The sequence below is a fragment of the Actinoallomurus sp. CA-142502 genome (genome assembly GCF_050936355.1).
GTDB classification, from domain to species: Bacteria; Actinomycetota; Actinomycetes; order Streptosporangiales; family Streptosporangiaceae; genus Actinoallomurus; species Actinoallomurus iriomotensis.
The window spans coordinates 3,890,518-3,905,806 of sequence record NZ_JBNJMY010000001.1 but is presented as its reverse complement, the minus strand read 5'-3'; the positions used below and the strand labels follow the sequence as shown (position 1 = coordinate 3,905,806).

Here is a 15,289-nt window from a genome sequence, read left to right as displayed (position 1 = left end):
CTTCCGGCACCGAGGTGGTGGTCACTCGGGCCGTGCCGGTTCGGTGAAGGCGCGCTCGGCGCGCTCGGCGAGACGTACGTGGCGATGCGCGGCGACCACCCAGACGGGCTGGACGCCACCGCAGAGGATGAGCCAGGGCAACCGGACGCCCAGCAGCCGCACGTGGGACAGGCCCGGGGCGCAGGCGAACAACATCGGCAGGCCGGCGAGGAGAAGAAAGACGATCGTGAGGGTTGCGAGGGCCAGCCGGGCCTGCGTGCGGATCAGGGATCTGACCCGTGCCGCGCCCGGCTCCAGATGTTCGTCGGGAGGTCTTCGGCGGGGGCCACGCCTGCGGGCCCCGCGAACGGTGACGGTGACGCGTTCGGTCATCTCGGGCCGCGGGCCTCCTGCCGGAATCTGCGGACGAGCAGGTCGCGGACCTCGCGGGTATGTCGCCGGCTCACGAGCAGCGGGCGCTCGCCGACCTGCAGGACCGCGCGGCCGTCGTCGAACCGCAGCTCGCTGATGTGCGCCGTGGAGACCAGCGTCTTGCGGTGGATGCGGATGAATCCGACCGGCCGCCACCGCTCGGCCAGTGCGGCGAGCGGCACGCGGATGAGGTAGCTGCCGTCGAAGGTGTGGAGTCGTACGTAGTCGCCGTGCGCCTCGGCGTGGGTGACGGCGGCGAGCGGGATCATCCGCGTGCGGCCGCCGAGTTCGACCGGGATCATCTCGTCGGCTTCGGGCTCCTCGGCTGCGGCGTCGCGGCGAACGGTCTGCTCGACGCGGCGAACGGCCTCGCTGAGGCGGCCAGGGTCGACCGGCTTGAGGAGGTAGTCGACCGCGCCGAGCTCGAACGCGGTCACCGCGAACTCCTCGTGGGCGGTGACGAAGACGACGGCGGGCGGGTCGGCGAAGCCGGTGACCAGCCGGGTGAAGTCGAGCCCGTCGAGGCCCGGCATGCGGATGTCGAGGAAGACGGCGTCGAGCCGGTCGCCTTCGGTCACCATGCGGCCGAGGTCGCGCAGCGCCTCAGCGGCGTCGGCCGCGGGCTGGACGGCCTGCACGCGCGGGTGCCGGCGGAGGAGGTAGGTGAGCTCCTCGAGGGCCGGGGCCTCGTCGTCTGCGGCGAGCACGCGCAACATGGCAGGAGACTGCCCCCTTTACTCTCCGTGTGCAATAGATTTCATGGAGTAAGACGTGACTCTTACCCGGCGGACAGATCGGTGTGGCACTTGGGCACTCGGAGGCTCACTTTCATGCCCGCGCCGACCGCGGTCTCGATGACCAGGCCGTACTCCTCGCCGTAGACCTGGCGCAGCCGGTCGTCCACGTTGAGCAGGCCGATGCCGCGCGTCGTACCGCTGTCGTCGCCCGATTCGAGCAGGGCCCGCAGCTTGTCGGGGTCCATGCCGACACCGTCGTCCTCGATGCTGATCGCCGCCTCGGCACCGGCGTCGCGGGCCACGATGCGCACGTGGAACCGCGGCATGCCGCACTCCATGCCGTGGCGGATGGCGTTCTCGACCAACGGCTGCAGCGACAGGAACGGCACGGCGACGGGCAGCACCTCGGGCGCGATCTCGACGCTGAACCGCAGGCGGTCCTCGCCGAACCGCGCGCGTTCGAGCAGCAGGTAACGGTCGATCGAGCGGAGCTCCTCGGCCAGGGTGGTGAAGTCGCGCGGGTTGCGGAACGAATAGCGGGCGAAGTCGGCGAAGTCGAGCACCAGCTCGCGGGCGCGCTCGGGGTCGGTGCGCACGAACGACGCGATCGTGGTCAGCGAGTTGTAGACGAAGTGCGGGGAGATCTGGGCACGCAGCGCGCGCATCTCGGCCTCCATGAGCCGCGCCTTGGAGGAGTCGAGCTCGGCGAGTTCGAGCTGCCCGGACATCCAGCGGGCCACCTCGCCCAGGATCCGCAGCCGGTGGAACCGCGCGCGCTCGGCGTACGCCGCGAGGGCGCCCGCGACCCGGCCGTCGATGGTCAGCGGCGCGATCATGGCGACCCGGACCTGGCAGTGCGGGTCGCCGCAGGGGTCGAGCTCCCGGACGATCACCCGGGACCGGGCGGAGGTCAGGACCGGCTCGGCGAGGCGGAGCGTGGAGTCGGAGTGGGCGATGCCGCCCTCCCAGACGAGGAGCCGCTCGGTGTCGGTGACCGCGACGACCGGGACGCCGAGCAGGTCGCGTAAGTGCCGTACGGCCTTGCGGGCGGAGTCCTCGGTCAGCCCCGCCCGTAGCGAGGTGGAGGCGACCGAGACGGTGTGCAGCGCGGCGAAGGTCGCCTCGTCGGCCAGAGCGCCCCTGCCGGTGCGCTGCCGCATGGCGCACAGCGACCAGCCGGCGGCGCCCACGGTAAGGGCGGACGCCACGGCGATCAGCGCGTCGGCGGAAGTCACGAGCATGACAGCAGAAGGTAATACCGCAGTCACGATACGCGTGGGTCTTTGCCCGTAAGCGGTCTGGTTCCCGTGCCCGGACGTGTCAGGCCGGCGGGGTCTCCTCCTGGTAGGAGTAGCGCTGCTCCAGCCAGGGGTCGGCGATGTTGTGATAGCCGCGTTCCTCCCAGAAGCCGCGCCGGTCGGCGACGAGGTACTCGATCGCGCGGACCCATTTGACGCTCTTCCAGGCGTACAGGTGCGGGACGACCATGCGGAGCGGCCCGCCGTGCTCAAGGCTGAGGGGCTCGCCGTCGCGGTGGGTGGCCAGCAGGGACGTGTCGGCGAGGAAGTCCGACATCCGCACGTTCGCGCTGTAGCCGTACTCGGCCCAGACCATCACGTGGGTGGCGTCGTCCGCGGGCGGGGCGAGCGCGGCCAGCGTCGTCGCGCGGACGCCCTCCCACACGACGTCCCGGATGGAGAACTTCGTGACGCAGTGGAAGTCGGCCGTGACCCGCTCCCGTGCCATCGCCGCGACCTCGGGCCAGGTCCAGCGGGTCTCCTCCCCGGAGGCGGTCGCGCCCTGCACCCGCAGGTCCCAGCGCTCGGGACGGAACTTCGGCACCGGACCGTAGTGGAGTACCGGCCAGTTACGCGGAACGTGCTGTCCCGGCGGGAGCGGCTCTTCAGCCGCCATCACGTATCTTCCGCCCGCAGTCCCTCATCGCCCGCCATCCTGCCATTCGCCCCGAGACGGGCAACGCGGGCCCCTACCGCACGCGCATCCCCCGGCATGGGCTACTGTGTGCGGCGTGAGCAACGCCTTCTCCTTTAGCTATGGCGGGCCCGGGTCACGGGCGGCTGCCAGGAAGACGCTGCACTAAAGGCAACCGCTGACGAATGCCCCGGGCCGACTGGCCCGGGGCATTCGTCGTTTCTGGGAAGAGAGAACAGCATGGTCGTCGTCATGGCCGCCGAGGCCGGGGAAGCCGATGTCCAGGCCGTCGTCGAACGCGTCGAGTCGGCGGGCGCCGAGGCGTTCGTCAGCCGGGGCGTGAACCGCACGATCGTCGGGCTGGTCGGCGACGTGGAACGGCTCGGCACGCTGAACCTGCGCGGGATGCGCGGCGTCGCCGACGTCGTGCGCATCTCGGTGCCGTACAAGCTGGTCAGCCGGGAGAACCACCCCGACCGCTCGGTCGTACGGGTCGGCGGCGTGCCGATCGGGCCGGGGACGATGACGCTGATCGCCGGGCCGTGCGCGGTGGAGACGCCGGAGCAGACCCTCCAGGCGGCACAGATGGCGCAGGCCGCCGGTGCGACGTTGCTGCGGGGCGGGGCCTTCAAGCCGCGGACGTCGCCGTACGCGTTCCAGGGCCTGGGCGAGAAGGGCCTGCGGATCCTGGCCGAGGTGCGGGCCGAGACGGGCATGCCGATCGTGACGGAGGTGGTGGACGCCCACGACGTGGAGCTGGTCTCCTCCTACGCGGACATGTTGCAGGTCGGCACGCGCAACATGCAGAACTTCGCGCTGCTGCAGGCGGTCGGCGGGGCGGGCAGGCCGGTGATGCTCAAGCGCGGCTTCAACGCGACGATCGAGGAGTGGCTGATGGCCGCCGAGTACATCGCGCAGCGGGGCAACCTGGACATCGTCCTGTGCGAGCGCGGCATCCGGACGTTCGAGAAGGCCACGCGGAACACGCTGGACATCTCCGCGGTGCCGGTCGCCCAGCGGCTGTCGCACCTGCCCGTCATCATCGACCCGTCGCACTCGGGCGGGCGCCGGGAGCTGGTGCTGCCGCTCACGCGCGCGGCGATCGCGGTGGGGGCCGACGGGGTGATCATCGACGTGCACCCGCATCCGGAAGAGGCGCTGTGCGACGGTCCGCAGGCGCTCGTCAACGGCGATCTCCGCGAACTGGCCAAGGCCGTCCGCGAGCTGCCCCCGCTGGTGGGCCGCACCCTCACCACCGTGTGAACCGGACCGGAGAGGCGGCTCGCGGTCACGCGCGCTGGACGGTCAGCCGCCTCCCGGTCTCGTCGGAGCGCCGGACGGCGTCGAGCAGGCGGTGCACCCGCACCCCGGCGTGGAAGTCCGGGGCGGTGCGCGTGCCCGTGCGGATGTCGGCGGCGAGCGCGGCGTACAGCCGGGCCACGTTGCGGGCCTCGATCCCGAGGATCGGGGCGGGATCGGGCGCCGGCGTCTCCTCCCACCGGCCGTCCCGCGAGGTGAGGAGGCGCAGCTCGCTCAGCTGCACCCCGCCCGGGCCGTGCGCGCCCGACACGACGGCGAGGTCGCCGTCGGTCCCGGCGATCTCGATCCGGGTACGGCCGTCGGTCTCCTTGCCATCGTGGACGTGGGCCGAGACGACCGCGCCGCTCGCCAGGGTGCCGTTGAGGAGAAGGTGGTCGGGGCCGGTCGCCTCGATCTCCTCGCCGGTCTCCTCGACGACGTGACGGGGCCGCTGGACCGACAGACGGGCCGAGAGCTCGGTGAGGTCGCCGAGCAGGTACTCCAGCGCGTCCAGCGTGTGCCCTGCGGCCACCTCCAGCATGCCGGCCCCGTTGCGACGATCGAGCGTGTACGCGGCCCATGCCGGGACCCGCCCGCCGGCGCCCTTGCCGCGGGCCGCGTACACGGTGGCCGAGGTGACCCGTCCCACCCGGCCGCCGGTGAGCAGTTCACGCGCCTGACGGATCTCCGGGGCGTGGCGGGCCTGCAGGCCGACCGCGTGACGCACGCCGGCGCGGTCGGCGAGCTCGGCCAGAGACTCCGCCTCGTCGGTGGTCAGCGCCAGCGGCCACTCGCAGTACACGTGCTTGCCCGCCTCGATCGCCGCCCGGACCAGCGCGGCGTGCGCCGGCACCTTGACCGTGACGGCGACCAGGTCGACCTCGTCGTGCTCGGCGAGCCGCCGCGCGTCCGTGAAGGCGTGCTCGGCGCCGAAGGCCCGTGCGGCCTCCCGCGCGCTCTCCTCCCGCGTGGTGCCGACCGCCGTGATCACGTGGTCCGGCAGCGCGCGGAGGGCCGGGACGTGCGCGCGGGCGGCCCATCCGCGCCCGGGCGTGGCCCCGATGATGCCCACCCTGATGCGGTCTGCCATGGCCGGCTCCTTCCCTCATAAGCGGACGCACGCCGTCCGCTTACGCCCGGAGCCTAGGATAAACGGACGGCCTGCGTCCACTTTGCTAGCCTTCCGTGGCATGAGCGCCGTGGAACGGATGCTGGCCGGTGACGCGGGACGCCGGCCGCGGTCGGACGCGCTCCGCAACCTCGAACGCCTGGTGACGGCCGCGCGCGCCGCGATCGCCGAGGACGGCGTCGAGGTGACCGCACACGAGATCGCCCGCCGGGCGGGCGTCGGCATCGGCACCTTCTACCGCCGGGTCTCCTCCCGCGAGGCCCTCCTGTACGCCGTGCTGGAGGAGGTGCTCGGCGAGATCCTGGCCACGGCGGACCGGGCGCTCGACGACCCCGACCCCTGGCGCGGCTTCTGCGACTTCGCCGCCGCGTTCGTCCGGCTTCGCGCGGAGAGCTGCGGCGTGGGCGAGGCGCTGGGCGGCGCCTGCGGCCCCGCACTCGACCGGTGCCTCGGCGAGGTCCGCGACCGCGTCCGGCGCCTGGTCGAACGCGCCCAGGAGTCCGGGCGCATGCGCCCGGACGTGTCCTGGACGGACGTCCCCTTCCTGCTCGCCGGCGTCGCGACCGGCCCACGCACGATCGGCCTGCACGCCGGAGACGGACAGTGGAACCGCAACCTGAGAGTCGTCCTGGACGGACTGAGCACTCCCCGGCCCGCCGCCCTGCCCTCCACCACGAACGCCCCGGCGCAGGCATAAGGCCCGCCCCCGCCCCACCACGGGGCAGCGGGCACTCCGCGCCCCAGGCACGGACGCTCCGCCGCAGGCGTGAAGTCACCCGTTCCGACCTCACAGATCTTCCCGACGGCCACCACAACGCGCCGAGCTTCGCGCGTACGCCGCACGCCGCCCTCCGGCACGAGTGTTCCCGTGCGGGTACGAGGCCGTCATTTTCCGCCTCGCCGACCGCCGTCACAGCTCGGCGGGATTCGGCACGAGCGGCCCGCTCCGGCCCGTGCCGGCGCCGCCGGTAGGGCGCGGCCCCGCTTCGCGTGGCGCGTCGTGGGCGGGTTAGGCTGCTCGCCATGACGTACTACACCGCTCAGCTCGGACCGCCCCGGCTCTGACCGGGGCCGCCCCTCCCCCACGTCCGGCAGACCGCCCGGCGTGGTGGTGAGCGTGTTCAGGCGCGTCCCCGGATCCGGTGTTCATCATCCGGTTCGAGCCTGGAGTCTCTCTCGTGACCAGTACGTCCCTCAGTTCCACCACGCCCGTACGCCGGTTCGGCGGGGCGGCCGACATCGTCCTCGCCGCCGCTCTCTGGGGCACCACCGGCACCGTGCGCACCTTCACGCACGCCGGTCCGGTCGTCGTGGGCGCCGCCCGGCTGCTCATCGGCGGGGCCTTCCTCTTCGTTCTCGCCGTACGTTCCGGTGGCCTGCGGCCGCTGATCGCCGCCGGCCGCCGTACCCGGCTGATCCTCTTCCTCGGCGCCGCCCTCGCCTCGATCTACCAGGTGGCGTTCTTCAGCTCCGTCGCCCGTACGGGTGTGGCCACCGGCACGGTCGTCACGATCGGCAGCGGGCCGGTGTTCGCCGGGCTGCTCACCCTCGCCCTGCGAATGGGCGCGCCGAGCCGCCGCTGGCTGCTGTCCACCGTCGGCGCGGTGGCCGGCTGCACGGCGCTGACCGTCGGCGGCCGGTCCGCCGGAGTCGAGCCGGTCGGGATCGGTCTCGCCCTGCTGGCGGGCTTCGGGTACGCCGCGTACGCCACCGCGGCGTCCGTGCTGATCACGCGCGGAGAGGAGGACCGGGCGGTGACCGGTGTCATCTTCGGCGGCGCCGGGATCCTGCTGCTGCCCGTACTCGTGTTCGAGGGTGCCGGCTGGATGTTCACCGTACGCGGCGGCCCGGCGGCGCTCTACCTCGGCCTGATCACCACGGGCGTCGGCTACGTCCTGTACGGCCGGGGGTTGCGCACCACCCCGGTCGCCACGGCGACGACGCTCACCCTGGCAGAACCGGCGGTCGCCGCCGTACTCGGCCTGTTCGTGCTGGGCGAGCATCTCGGCGGGATCGCCCTGGCCGGTCTCGCCCTGCTGGTGATCAGCCTGCTGATCCTCACCCTGCCGGAGGGCAGGCAGAGGCGGTGATCGACACGGCGGGGCCGTCCGGGCCCCGCCGGTAACCCGCGTGGGGGCGGCCCGGCGGCATCATGCGCCCGGGTGGCCCCTGCGCGGGAACGGACGGTGGGAGCCGCGACCGGCCTGGACGGACCGAACGCCCCGCGGCCCGCCGCAACGTCCGCGTCGGCGAAGACGCGCCCGCCGCGGCCGCGGCCCGTTCGGCCGGTCCTCACGAGCAGCACAGACCACCCTGGATGCGAAAAGCCCACCCCGGCCGAACTCGCCATCACGGCCACCCGCGCGCCGACCGTCCTACCCGCCCGCCTCGGGAACGCCCGGCACAGGCCACCCCGCCGACCCCCTTGGATGCGAACACCGCGATTGCCGCGATGGCGCCAAGCAGCAGTGTCAGGCGGTCGGCTCGCCGTACGACGGACGGTGCTCCTGCAGGGACGTGGCGAGCTGCTCGGCCATCTCGCCGGCGTCGAGGCGCTTCTCGATCTGACGGAGATCGTCGATCTTGGCGCGGGTCTCGGCACGACGCGGGGTCAGGACGGTGCAGCAGTCCTCGTCCGGCAGTTCGGAGATCGCGAGCGTGTGGAGGCGGCGGGCCTCATCCATGATCTCGACCTTGTCCATGCCGATGAGCGGACGCAGGATCGGCAGCTCCACCGCGTCGTCGAGGGCGGTGATGTTCTGGAGCGTCTGGCTGCTCACCTGGCCGAGCGAGTCGCCGGTCACGAGCGCCGCTCCGCCGAGGTTGTGCGCGACGATCTCGCCGGTCTTCAGCATCAGCCGTCGCTGCGCGACGATCTGCAGCCGGTCGGCGCCGGAGGTCTTGATCTGCTGCTGCGCCTTGCCGAACGGCACCACGAACAGCCGTGAGCCGCCCTGGAACTTGTCCAGCTCGCGGACCAGGGCGTACGCCTTGTAGATCGACTCGGGGCCGGTGAAGGGCATGCCGGAGAAGTGGAGGAAGTCCACTCGCAGGCCGCGCCGCATCATGCGGTACGCGGCCACGGGCGAGTCGATGCCGCCCGACATGAGGACGAGCGCCCGGCCGCTCATGCCGACCGGCAGGCCGCCCGCGCCCGGCATGCCGTCGGTGAAGACGAACACCTCGCGCTGGTCGACCTCGACGAACACCGCGATGTCGGGCTGCTTCAGGTCGACCGGCAGGTCGTAGCGCTCCTGGACCTTCGAGCCGAGCAGGATGTTCAGCTCCGAGGAGGTCATCGGGAAGCGTTTGTCACGGCGCCGCGACCGGATCGCGAACTTGCCCTTGTGCGCGAGCGCCGGGTGCTGGCCGACGAGGTCGAGCGCCGCCCGTACGGCCGCGTCGGGGTCCTTGTCCACCCGCCACGCACGGTGCACCCACACGATGCCCATCACGTCGGTCATGCGCCGCGCGACCGCGTCGACGTCGGCGAGCTCGCCGCTCTCGGTGCGGACGACGATGACGCCCTCGCGCTGCCAGACCTGGATCTTGATCCCGAGGCCCTTGACCGCGGCGCGGATGTTGTTCTGGAGCCGCCGCTCGAACAGGTCGCGGTTTCTGCCCTTCAGAACGAGCTCACCCAGCTTGAGCAGCACACAGGGCTCACCGTTCACAGGGGTGTGCCTGCTCGGGCTCTCGGCCGCCGCGTCGAGCATGGGCATGGATGACCTCCAGCAGGGGAAGCGGGGAAGGGGCGACGCGCCTAGTGTCGCGCAAGAAGTGCAACATCGCGACTCGGGCGCGGTGTTCCCGTGTCGTCACCGTTTCACGCAGGTGTACGCGCCGTAGATCCGGCCGCGGAAGCCGGTCCGGACGATCTCGAATCCGGCGGCCTCCAGCATCGGCTCCAGCAGCCACCGGAAGGTGCTGTGCTCGGTCCGGAGGTGTTCGGCGAAGTCCTCGCGGGTGTAGCCCCGCGTGGGATCGGCCGCCGCGCCGTCGAACCAGCGCGCGATGACCTCGTCGGCCTCCTCCGGGCGGAAGTCGAAGACCAGGTCGCGCAGCCGCAGCACGCCGCCGGGCCGCAGGATCCGCGCGGCGCGCTCCAGGGCGAGTGCCTTCCAGAAGTCCGGAAGCTGGTGCAGCGCGTTGCGGCTGCAGACCGCGTCCGCCGGCGCTCCGGTGTGCTCATAGGACAGGAAGCCCGCGCGTACGCACTCGACGTTGGGAAATCCGGCGGCCCGTTCGCGCAGGACCTCCTGCATGGCGGGCGAGACGTCGACCGCGACCACGCGGCGGAACCGCGGCGCGGCGGCGAACGCCAGCCGTCCGGTGCCGGCGCCGAGGTCGACCAGGGTGCCGTCGAGCCCGGCGAGCTCGGCGAGGTCCTCCTCGACGTCCGGCAGAACGTCTCGGTCGTATCCGGCCTTCGTCTCGTACCGGGCGACGAACCCCGGATCGAGGTGCTCGGCACCGGCGTGGGCGAGTTCGTCGAGGGTCCACGATGTGTCCATTTCGCGATCCTCACATCGGAGGCGGGGCGGCCGCACGCGGTTTTCTCACCGCGGCGAGCCGGCCCCGACGGGCTCCGGCGAGCGTTCCACCGGCCGCAGGCCGGGCGCGAGGGCCAGCGTGACCGCCACCGACGCCGCCGCCATCACGGCCATGGCCGTCGCCGGTGAGGTGTGCTGCGCGACGGCCCCCGCGAGGACCGCGCCGACGCCCTGCATGGCGAGCATCCCGGAGGAGTGCAGGCCCAGCGCGTGCCCGTGCATCTCACCCGGCGTGATGGCCATCAGCCGCTCCTGCAGCAACAGCGTCGCGGAGTATCCGATCGACGCGAGGACGACCGCGGTGACCGCGACGGGCGCCGGTGGGTCCACCGCGAAGATCAGGTACGGGACGGCGAGCAGCAGGCGCAGCGGCGCGCCGAGACGTCGCCGCCACCGGTCGGCCACGAACCGGCCGGCCAGCGTGTCCCCGACCAGCATGCCGAACGCCGCGACGGTGAACAGCAGGCCCGCGTGGCCGGGCGCGTACGGGACGAAGAGCGACTCGCAGCCGACGATCAACCCGTTGGGCACCCAGAGCGCGAGGTAGACGCAGCGGCGGGACCGGTCGGACCACAGGACCGCGTTGCTCCTCCAGGTCTCGGCCACCGAGGGGCGGCCGGCGGCGCGCGGCGGGCGCGCCCCCAGGCCCGTACGGGAGACGGCCGCGGCGGCGAGGAAGAGGGCCGCGCCCGCCAGCAGGGTGCCTCGCGGGGACAGCGTGGCGACCAGCACGCCTCCGGCCGCGAACCCGAAGATCTGCGACGTTCCGGCCGACATGTTCAGCACCGACCGGCCCAGCAGGTAGCCGTCGGCCGGGAGGATCTCGCTGAGCAGCCCGTACCGGACTCCCCCACCAACCGACGCGACCAGCCCCTGGCCGAGGACGATCGCGAAGATCGCGCCGAGCGGCAGGCCGGGCACGGCCAGCACCAGCGTGCTCAGCCCGAACACCAGCCCGATCGCGGTCATCGCCGCGCGCGGCGGCAGGCGGTCCGCCGCCGACAGCAACGCCACCGCGCCGGCCAGCTGGGCGAAGGAGGCGCCGAACATGCTGAGCGCCGACAGCAGCGGCGACCGGGTGGCGGTGTAGACGAGGGTGCCGAGCGCGAGCCCGCTCAGCGTGGACGCGGCGACCTGAAGGGAGCTCGCCGCGAACAGCGGCGTGAACTCCTCGGTCCGAAAAAGCTCCCCGTATGTACGCATAGCGGGAAATATGACTTCGCCGGCGCGGCAACCGTTATGGTTTCGCCGGGAGGCGAAACTCAGTGGGGTTGTGGCAGGTCAACGCGGACACGCTGGCCGGGAGCCGATTCGTGGTCTCGGAGCTGAACGAGACGATCGCCTCGCTGGTCGCCCTGCAGCGCGCGACCGCCGCCCACCCCGGCGAACGCGCCTGGCTCGACGCCCACCTGCCGGCGTACCGGGCACGGCTCCGCGACGACCCGGTCGCCGCCCTGCTCGTACGAGCCGGTCTCATGGGCAGCTGGAACGCCGCCTTCCTCACGCCCACACCGCCCGGCGAGGGCGGCCCGTCGTTCGCCGATGAGGTGGCCCGGATCTGGGAGACACCGCCGGACACCGCCCGCGTGGACCTGACGGTGTCGCTGAAGGGCCCGTTGCCGCCCATGCTGGACCGCCCTGACCTGCCCTCACGCGCCGCCGGCCTGCTGGAGTGGGTGTGGACGGAGGCGGTCCGGCCGTACTGGCCACGCCGCCGGCGGCTGCTGGAGGCCGACATCCTCGCCCGTACGCGACAGCTCGGCGAGGGCGGCTGGGCGAGGGCCCTGGACGACATGCGCCCGGGGATGCGCTGGCTCGGCGACGGCCGTCTGCGGATCAACATGTACGACCACTCACCACGGGTGATCTCGGGCGCGCAACTGCTGTTCGTGCCGGTCACGCCGGGCCGGGGCTGGGTGTCGTGGGAGGCACCGCACCGGTACGCCGTGGTGTACCCGTGCGCGGGCGTCCTGGCGGACGGCACCGGATCCGGCGCGCCGCAGGCACTGGGGCGCCTGCTCGGCCCGGCGCGGGCCGGCGTCCTGACACTGCTCGCGTCGCCGAAGAGCACGACACAGCTGGTCGCCCTGACGGGACAGGGCCTGGGCTCGGTGGGCCGCCACCTGAAGATCCTTCTGGAGGCGGGCCTGGTGACCCGCCGCCGTACGGGCCGCTCGGTCCTGTACTACCGCACGCCGGCGGGCGACACCCTGGTCACCGCGTCCCGCCGATAGCCGCCGGAGACCCGGGCTACCGCGGATCGAGCAGCTCTTCCACCGACTCGACGCCGCCGGCGCGCCGCACCCAGGAGTCCAGCAGCGACAGATCCGTCGTCTCACTGATCCGCACCCGCGCCGACTCCGGAACCTCGATCCCCCGAGCGGCGAGCAGAAGCAAGATCGCGCGTGCCTCACCCTTGGCCTCGCCTTCGGCGACATACCTACGGGCGAAGTCGCTCTTGTACTCGCGGGCTCGCGTCTTCATGATCTCCTCCAGGATTCCGCGGGCCGTCTCGGGAAGCACGGCGAGCCGCGCTCCGTCGTGGCCGAACGTCACCACGGCATCGGCACGATAGGGAGACTATTAGTAATCGATCGGTAACGCAAAGTCAACGCAATCGAATGTGCGTGCGGCAAGCCGGTCGTACGCCGTCGAGGAGGAAACCGGGCCGATGGGGCATCATCGGCTTCGAAGTCTTGGAGGACCGACTCGGGAGGGCCATGAGCGAGCCATCTGCGACCGCCGCCGCGCCCGCGTTGCGGCGGCGGCTCGGGCTCTTCGACGCCGTCGTGATCGGGCTCGGGTCGATGATCGGGGCCGGGATCTTCGCCGCGCTCGCCCCGGCGGCGCGGGCGGCCGGGTCCGGGCTGCTCCTCGGCCTGGCCGTGGCCGCCGTCGTCGCGTACTGCAACGCCACGTCCTCGGCACGGCTGGCGGCCCGCTACCCGGCGTCCGGCGGCACGTACGTCTACGGGCGGGAGCGGCTCGGGGAGTTCTGGGGTTACCTCGCCGGGTGGGGATTCGTGACCGGTAAGACCGCTTCCTGCGCGGCCATGGCGCTGACCCTCGGCTCGTACGCCTGGCCGGCGCGGGCCCACGCCGTCGCCGCCGGTGCCGTCGTGGCGCTCACCGCCGTCGACTACGCCGGGGTGCGCAAGTCCGCCTGGCTCACCCGCGTCATCGTCGCCGTGGTGCTGGCCGTGCTGGCGACCATCGTGGTCGCCGCCCTGACCTCCGCCGCGGCGGATCCGGCACGGCTCGACGTCGGTACGGACGCCACCGCCGGCGGGGTGCTCCAGGCGGCGGGCCTGCTGTTCTTCGCGTTCGCCGGGTACGCGCGCATCGCCACTCTGGGCGAGGAGGTGCGCGACCCCGGGCGGACCATCCCCCGGGCCGTCCCGCTCGCGCTGGGCATCACCCTGGTGGTCTACGCGGCGGTGGCGGTCGCGGCCCTGACCGTGCTCGGCCCCCGCGGGCTGGGCGCGGCGACCGCTCCCCTGGCCGACGCCGTGCGCGCCGCGGGGATGCCGGGCCTGGCCCCGGTCGTACGGGCCGGCGCGGCCGTCGCGTCGGCGGGGTCGCTGCTCGCGCTGATCCTCGGGGTGTCGCGCACGACGCTGGCCATGGCCCGCGACCGGCACCTGCCGCACGCGCTGTCCGCGGTCCACCGCCGGTTCGGGATCCCCCACCGCGCCACACTGGTCGTGGGCGCCGTCGTCGCGGTTCTCGCGGCGACCACGGACGTGCGCGGGGCGATCGGGTTCTCCTCCTTCGGAGTGCTGGCGTACTACGCGATCGCCAACGCCTCCGCCGCGACCCTCACCGCGGACGAGGGCCGGCCTCCGCGCGCCGTGCCGGTCGCCGGGCTGGCCGGCTGTGTGGTCCTCGCGTTCGCCCTGCCGGTCACCTCGGTGGTCGCGGGCGCGGCCGTGCTGGCCGCCGGCGCCGCCGCGTACGCCGTCCGCCGGGCGATGACGACCTGACCGCACCCGCCCTGGACGACGAAAGGCCCCCGCCGCGTGCGGCGAGGGCCCGGTGTCCGGCCGGAATCAGCCGAAGAAGACCTCGGCCTCGCTGTAACGCTCGACCGGGACGGTCTTGAGCTGGTCCGTCGCCGCGCTCAGGTCGACGCGCACGATGTCCGTGCCGCTCAGGCCGACCATCTTGCCCCAGTCGCCGTCGTGCACCGCGTCGATCGCGTGCAGGCCGAAGCGGGTCGCCAGGACCCGGTCGAACGCGGTCGGGGTGCCGCCGCGCTGAATGTGGCCGAGGACCGTCGTACGCGCCTCCTTGCCGGTGCGCTTCTCGATCTCCGCGGCCAGGCGCTCGCCGATGCCGCCGAGACGCACGTGGCCGAAGGCGTCGAGCTCCTGGGTCTGCACGTCCATCTGGCCGTCGGCCGGGTGCGCGCCCTCGGCGACGACGATGATCGGCGCGTACTTGGTCTTGAACCGGCTCTCGACGTAGCCGCAGACCTTCTCGATGTCGAACGGCCGCTCGGGGATCAGGATGACGTTGGCGCCGGACGCCATGCCGGCGTGCAGCGCGATCCAGCCCGCGTGGCGGCCCATGACCTCGCAGATCAGCGCGCGGTGGTGGGACTCGGCCGTGGTGTGCAGCCGGTCGATGGCCTCCATCGCGATGTTGACCGCGGTGTCGAAACCGAAGGTGTAGTCGGTCGCGTTGAGGTCGTTGTCGATCGTCTTGGGCACGCCGACGACCTTGACGCCGCGGTCGTGCAGCTGCCGCGCGACACCCAGGGTGTCCTCGCCGCCGATGGCGATGAGCGCGTCGACGCCCAGCCCGGCGAGGTTGTCCTTGATCCGCTCGACGCCGCCCTCGATCTTGATCGGGTTGGTGCGGGACGATCCGAGGATGGTGCCACCGCGGGGCAGAATGCCGCGTACGGCTTGGACGTCCAGCGGAATGGTGTCACCCTCGAGGGGACCGCGCCAGCCGTCGCGGAAGCCGACGAACTCGTACCCGTACTCCTGGACGCCCTTGCGGACCACTGCGCGGATGACGGCGTTCAGGCCGGGGCAGTCACCGCCGCCGGTCAGCACTCCGACACGCATGCCTTCTCCTCTTCGAACCATGGACTGACCCGACCAGACTAGTGGGCCGGGAACGGTGGATGCGGCATCACGCGCGAGGCACGATGCACCGCGATTGGTCTAGACCATAGCGGATAGCGCCCCCGCCCATCAGCTCCGTACGGGGAGAACATC

The 15,289-nt window shown here is 72.6% G+C and carries 15 protein-coding genes; 5 read left to right on the top strand and 10 right to left on the bottom strand.

Annotation, left to right across the window (positions count from 1 at the left end; all coding sequences use genetic code 11):
- Positions 1-21 precede the first annotated feature (21 nt).
- The 4 genes from ACQEV1_RS18925 to ACQEV1_RS18910 form a co-directional block, all read right to left on the bottom strand.
- Positions 22-372, bottom strand: a complete 351-nt coding sequence (locus tag ACQEV1_RS18925) for a hypothetical protein (protein ID WP_285566782.1) — start codon at positions 370-372, stop codon at positions 22-24.
- Entirely contained in the window at positions 369-1,127 is a 759-nt protein-coding gene (locus ACQEV1_RS18920; protein ID WP_285566784.1) for a LytR/AlgR family response regulator transcription factor, read from the bottom strand. Before ACQEV1_RS18920 ends, ACQEV1_RS18925 begins: the two co-directional genes overlap by 4 nt.
- Before the next feature lie 62 nt (positions 1,128-1,189).
- On the bottom strand, positions 1,190-2,389 hold the full coding sequence (locus ACQEV1_RS18915; RefSeq protein ID WP_285566786.1) for a histidine kinase: 1,200 nt from the start codon (positions 2,387-2,389) through the stop codon (positions 1,190-1,192).
- A 79-nt stretch (positions 2,390-2,468) separates the two neighbouring features.
- Positions 2,469-3,062, bottom strand: coding sequence for a molybdopterin-dependent oxidoreductase (locus ACQEV1_RS18910; RefSeq protein ID WP_433394888.1), 594 nt, complete (start codon positions 3,060-3,062; stop codon positions 2,469-2,471).
- Between the two features lie 258 nt (positions 3,063-3,320).
- On the opposite strand from ACQEV1_RS18910, the gene aroF reads away from it, so the two are divergent.
- Positions 3,321-4,343, top strand: a complete 1,023-nt coding sequence (aroF, locus tag ACQEV1_RS18905) for a 3-deoxy-7-phosphoheptulonate synthase (protein WP_433394886.1) — start codon at positions 3,321-3,323, stop codon at positions 4,341-4,343.
- A 25-nt stretch (positions 4,344-4,368) separates the two neighbouring features.
- Here aroF and ACQEV1_RS18900 read toward each other — a convergent pair whose 3' ends face one another.
- Positions 4,369-5,469: a Gfo/Idh/MocA family protein gene (locus ACQEV1_RS18900; RefSeq protein WP_433394884.1), complete on the bottom strand. Its 1,101-nt coding sequence runs from the start codon at positions 5,467-5,469 to the stop codon at positions 4,369-4,371.
- Positions 5,470-5,569: 100 nt separating this feature from the next.
- On the opposite strand from ACQEV1_RS18900, the gene ACQEV1_RS18895 reads away from it, so the two are divergent.
- On the top strand, positions 5,570-6,205 hold the full coding sequence (locus ACQEV1_RS18895; protein ID WP_285617013.1) for a TetR/AcrR family transcriptional regulator: 636 nt from the start codon (positions 5,570-5,572) through the stop codon (positions 6,203-6,205).
- Between the two features lie 481 nt (positions 6,206-6,686).
- On the top strand, positions 6,687-7,598 hold the full coding sequence (locus ACQEV1_RS18890) for a DMT family transporter (protein WP_433394882.1): 912 nt from the start codon (positions 6,687-6,689) through the stop codon (positions 7,596-7,598).
- Between the two features lie 381 nt (positions 7,599-7,979).
- Here ACQEV1_RS18890 and thiI read toward each other — a convergent pair whose 3' ends face one another.
- The 3 genes from thiI to ACQEV1_RS18875 all read right to left on the bottom strand — a co-directional run bounded on the left by thiI (position 7,980) and on the right by ACQEV1_RS18875 (position 11,264).
- Positions 7,980-9,230 (bottom strand): tRNA uracil 4-sulfurtransferase ThiI, encoded by a 1,251-nt coding sequence (gene thiI / locus ACQEV1_RS18885; RefSeq protein WP_285617015.1) that lies wholly within the window; start codon positions 9,228-9,230, stop codon positions 7,980-7,982.
- 96 nt (positions 9,231-9,326) lie between these two features.
- Complete coding sequence (locus ACQEV1_RS18880; RefSeq protein WP_433394879.1) at positions 9,327-10,022, bottom strand: class I SAM-dependent methyltransferase; 696 nt, start codon at positions 10,020-10,022, stop codon at positions 9,327-9,329.
- A gap of 45 nt (positions 10,023-10,067) precedes the next feature.
- A complete protein-coding gene (locus ACQEV1_RS18875; protein WP_285617017.1) occupies positions 10,068-11,264 on the bottom strand; it encodes an MFS transporter in 1,197 nt (398 codons plus the stop codon).
- Between the two features lie 62 nt (positions 11,265-11,326).
- Here ACQEV1_RS18875 and ACQEV1_RS18870 point away from each other — a divergent pair, with 62 nt between their 5' ends.
- Complete coding sequence (locus ACQEV1_RS18870) at positions 11,327-12,295, top strand: ArsR/SmtB family transcription factor (protein ID WP_433394876.1); 969 nt, start codon at positions 11,327-11,329, stop codon at positions 12,293-12,295.
- Positions 12,296-12,311: 16 nt separating this feature from the next.
- Here ACQEV1_RS18870 and ACQEV1_RS18865 read toward each other — a convergent pair whose 3' ends face one another.
- Positions 12,312-12,620 (bottom strand): hypothetical protein, encoded by a 309-nt coding sequence (locus ACQEV1_RS18865; protein ID WP_433394874.1) that lies wholly within the window; start codon positions 12,618-12,620, stop codon positions 12,312-12,314.
- A 161-nt stretch (positions 12,621-12,781) separates the two neighbouring features.
- Here ACQEV1_RS18865 and ACQEV1_RS18860 point away from each other — a divergent pair, with 161 nt between their 5' ends.
- Positions 12,782-14,044, top strand: coding sequence for an APC family permease (locus ACQEV1_RS18860; RefSeq protein WP_433394872.1), 1,263 nt, complete (start codon positions 12,782-12,784; stop codon positions 14,042-14,044).
- A 66-nt stretch (positions 14,045-14,110) separates the two neighbouring features.
- Here ACQEV1_RS18860 and ACQEV1_RS18855 read toward each other — a convergent pair whose 3' ends face one another.
- The gene (locus ACQEV1_RS18855; protein ID WP_285617022.1) at positions 14,111-15,136 is read right to left on the bottom strand and encodes a 6-phosphofructokinase; all 1,026 of its coding nucleotides are present in this window, start codon (positions 15,134-15,136) and stop codon (positions 14,111-14,113) included.
- Between the last annotated feature and the right edge of the window lie 153 nt (positions 15,137-15,289).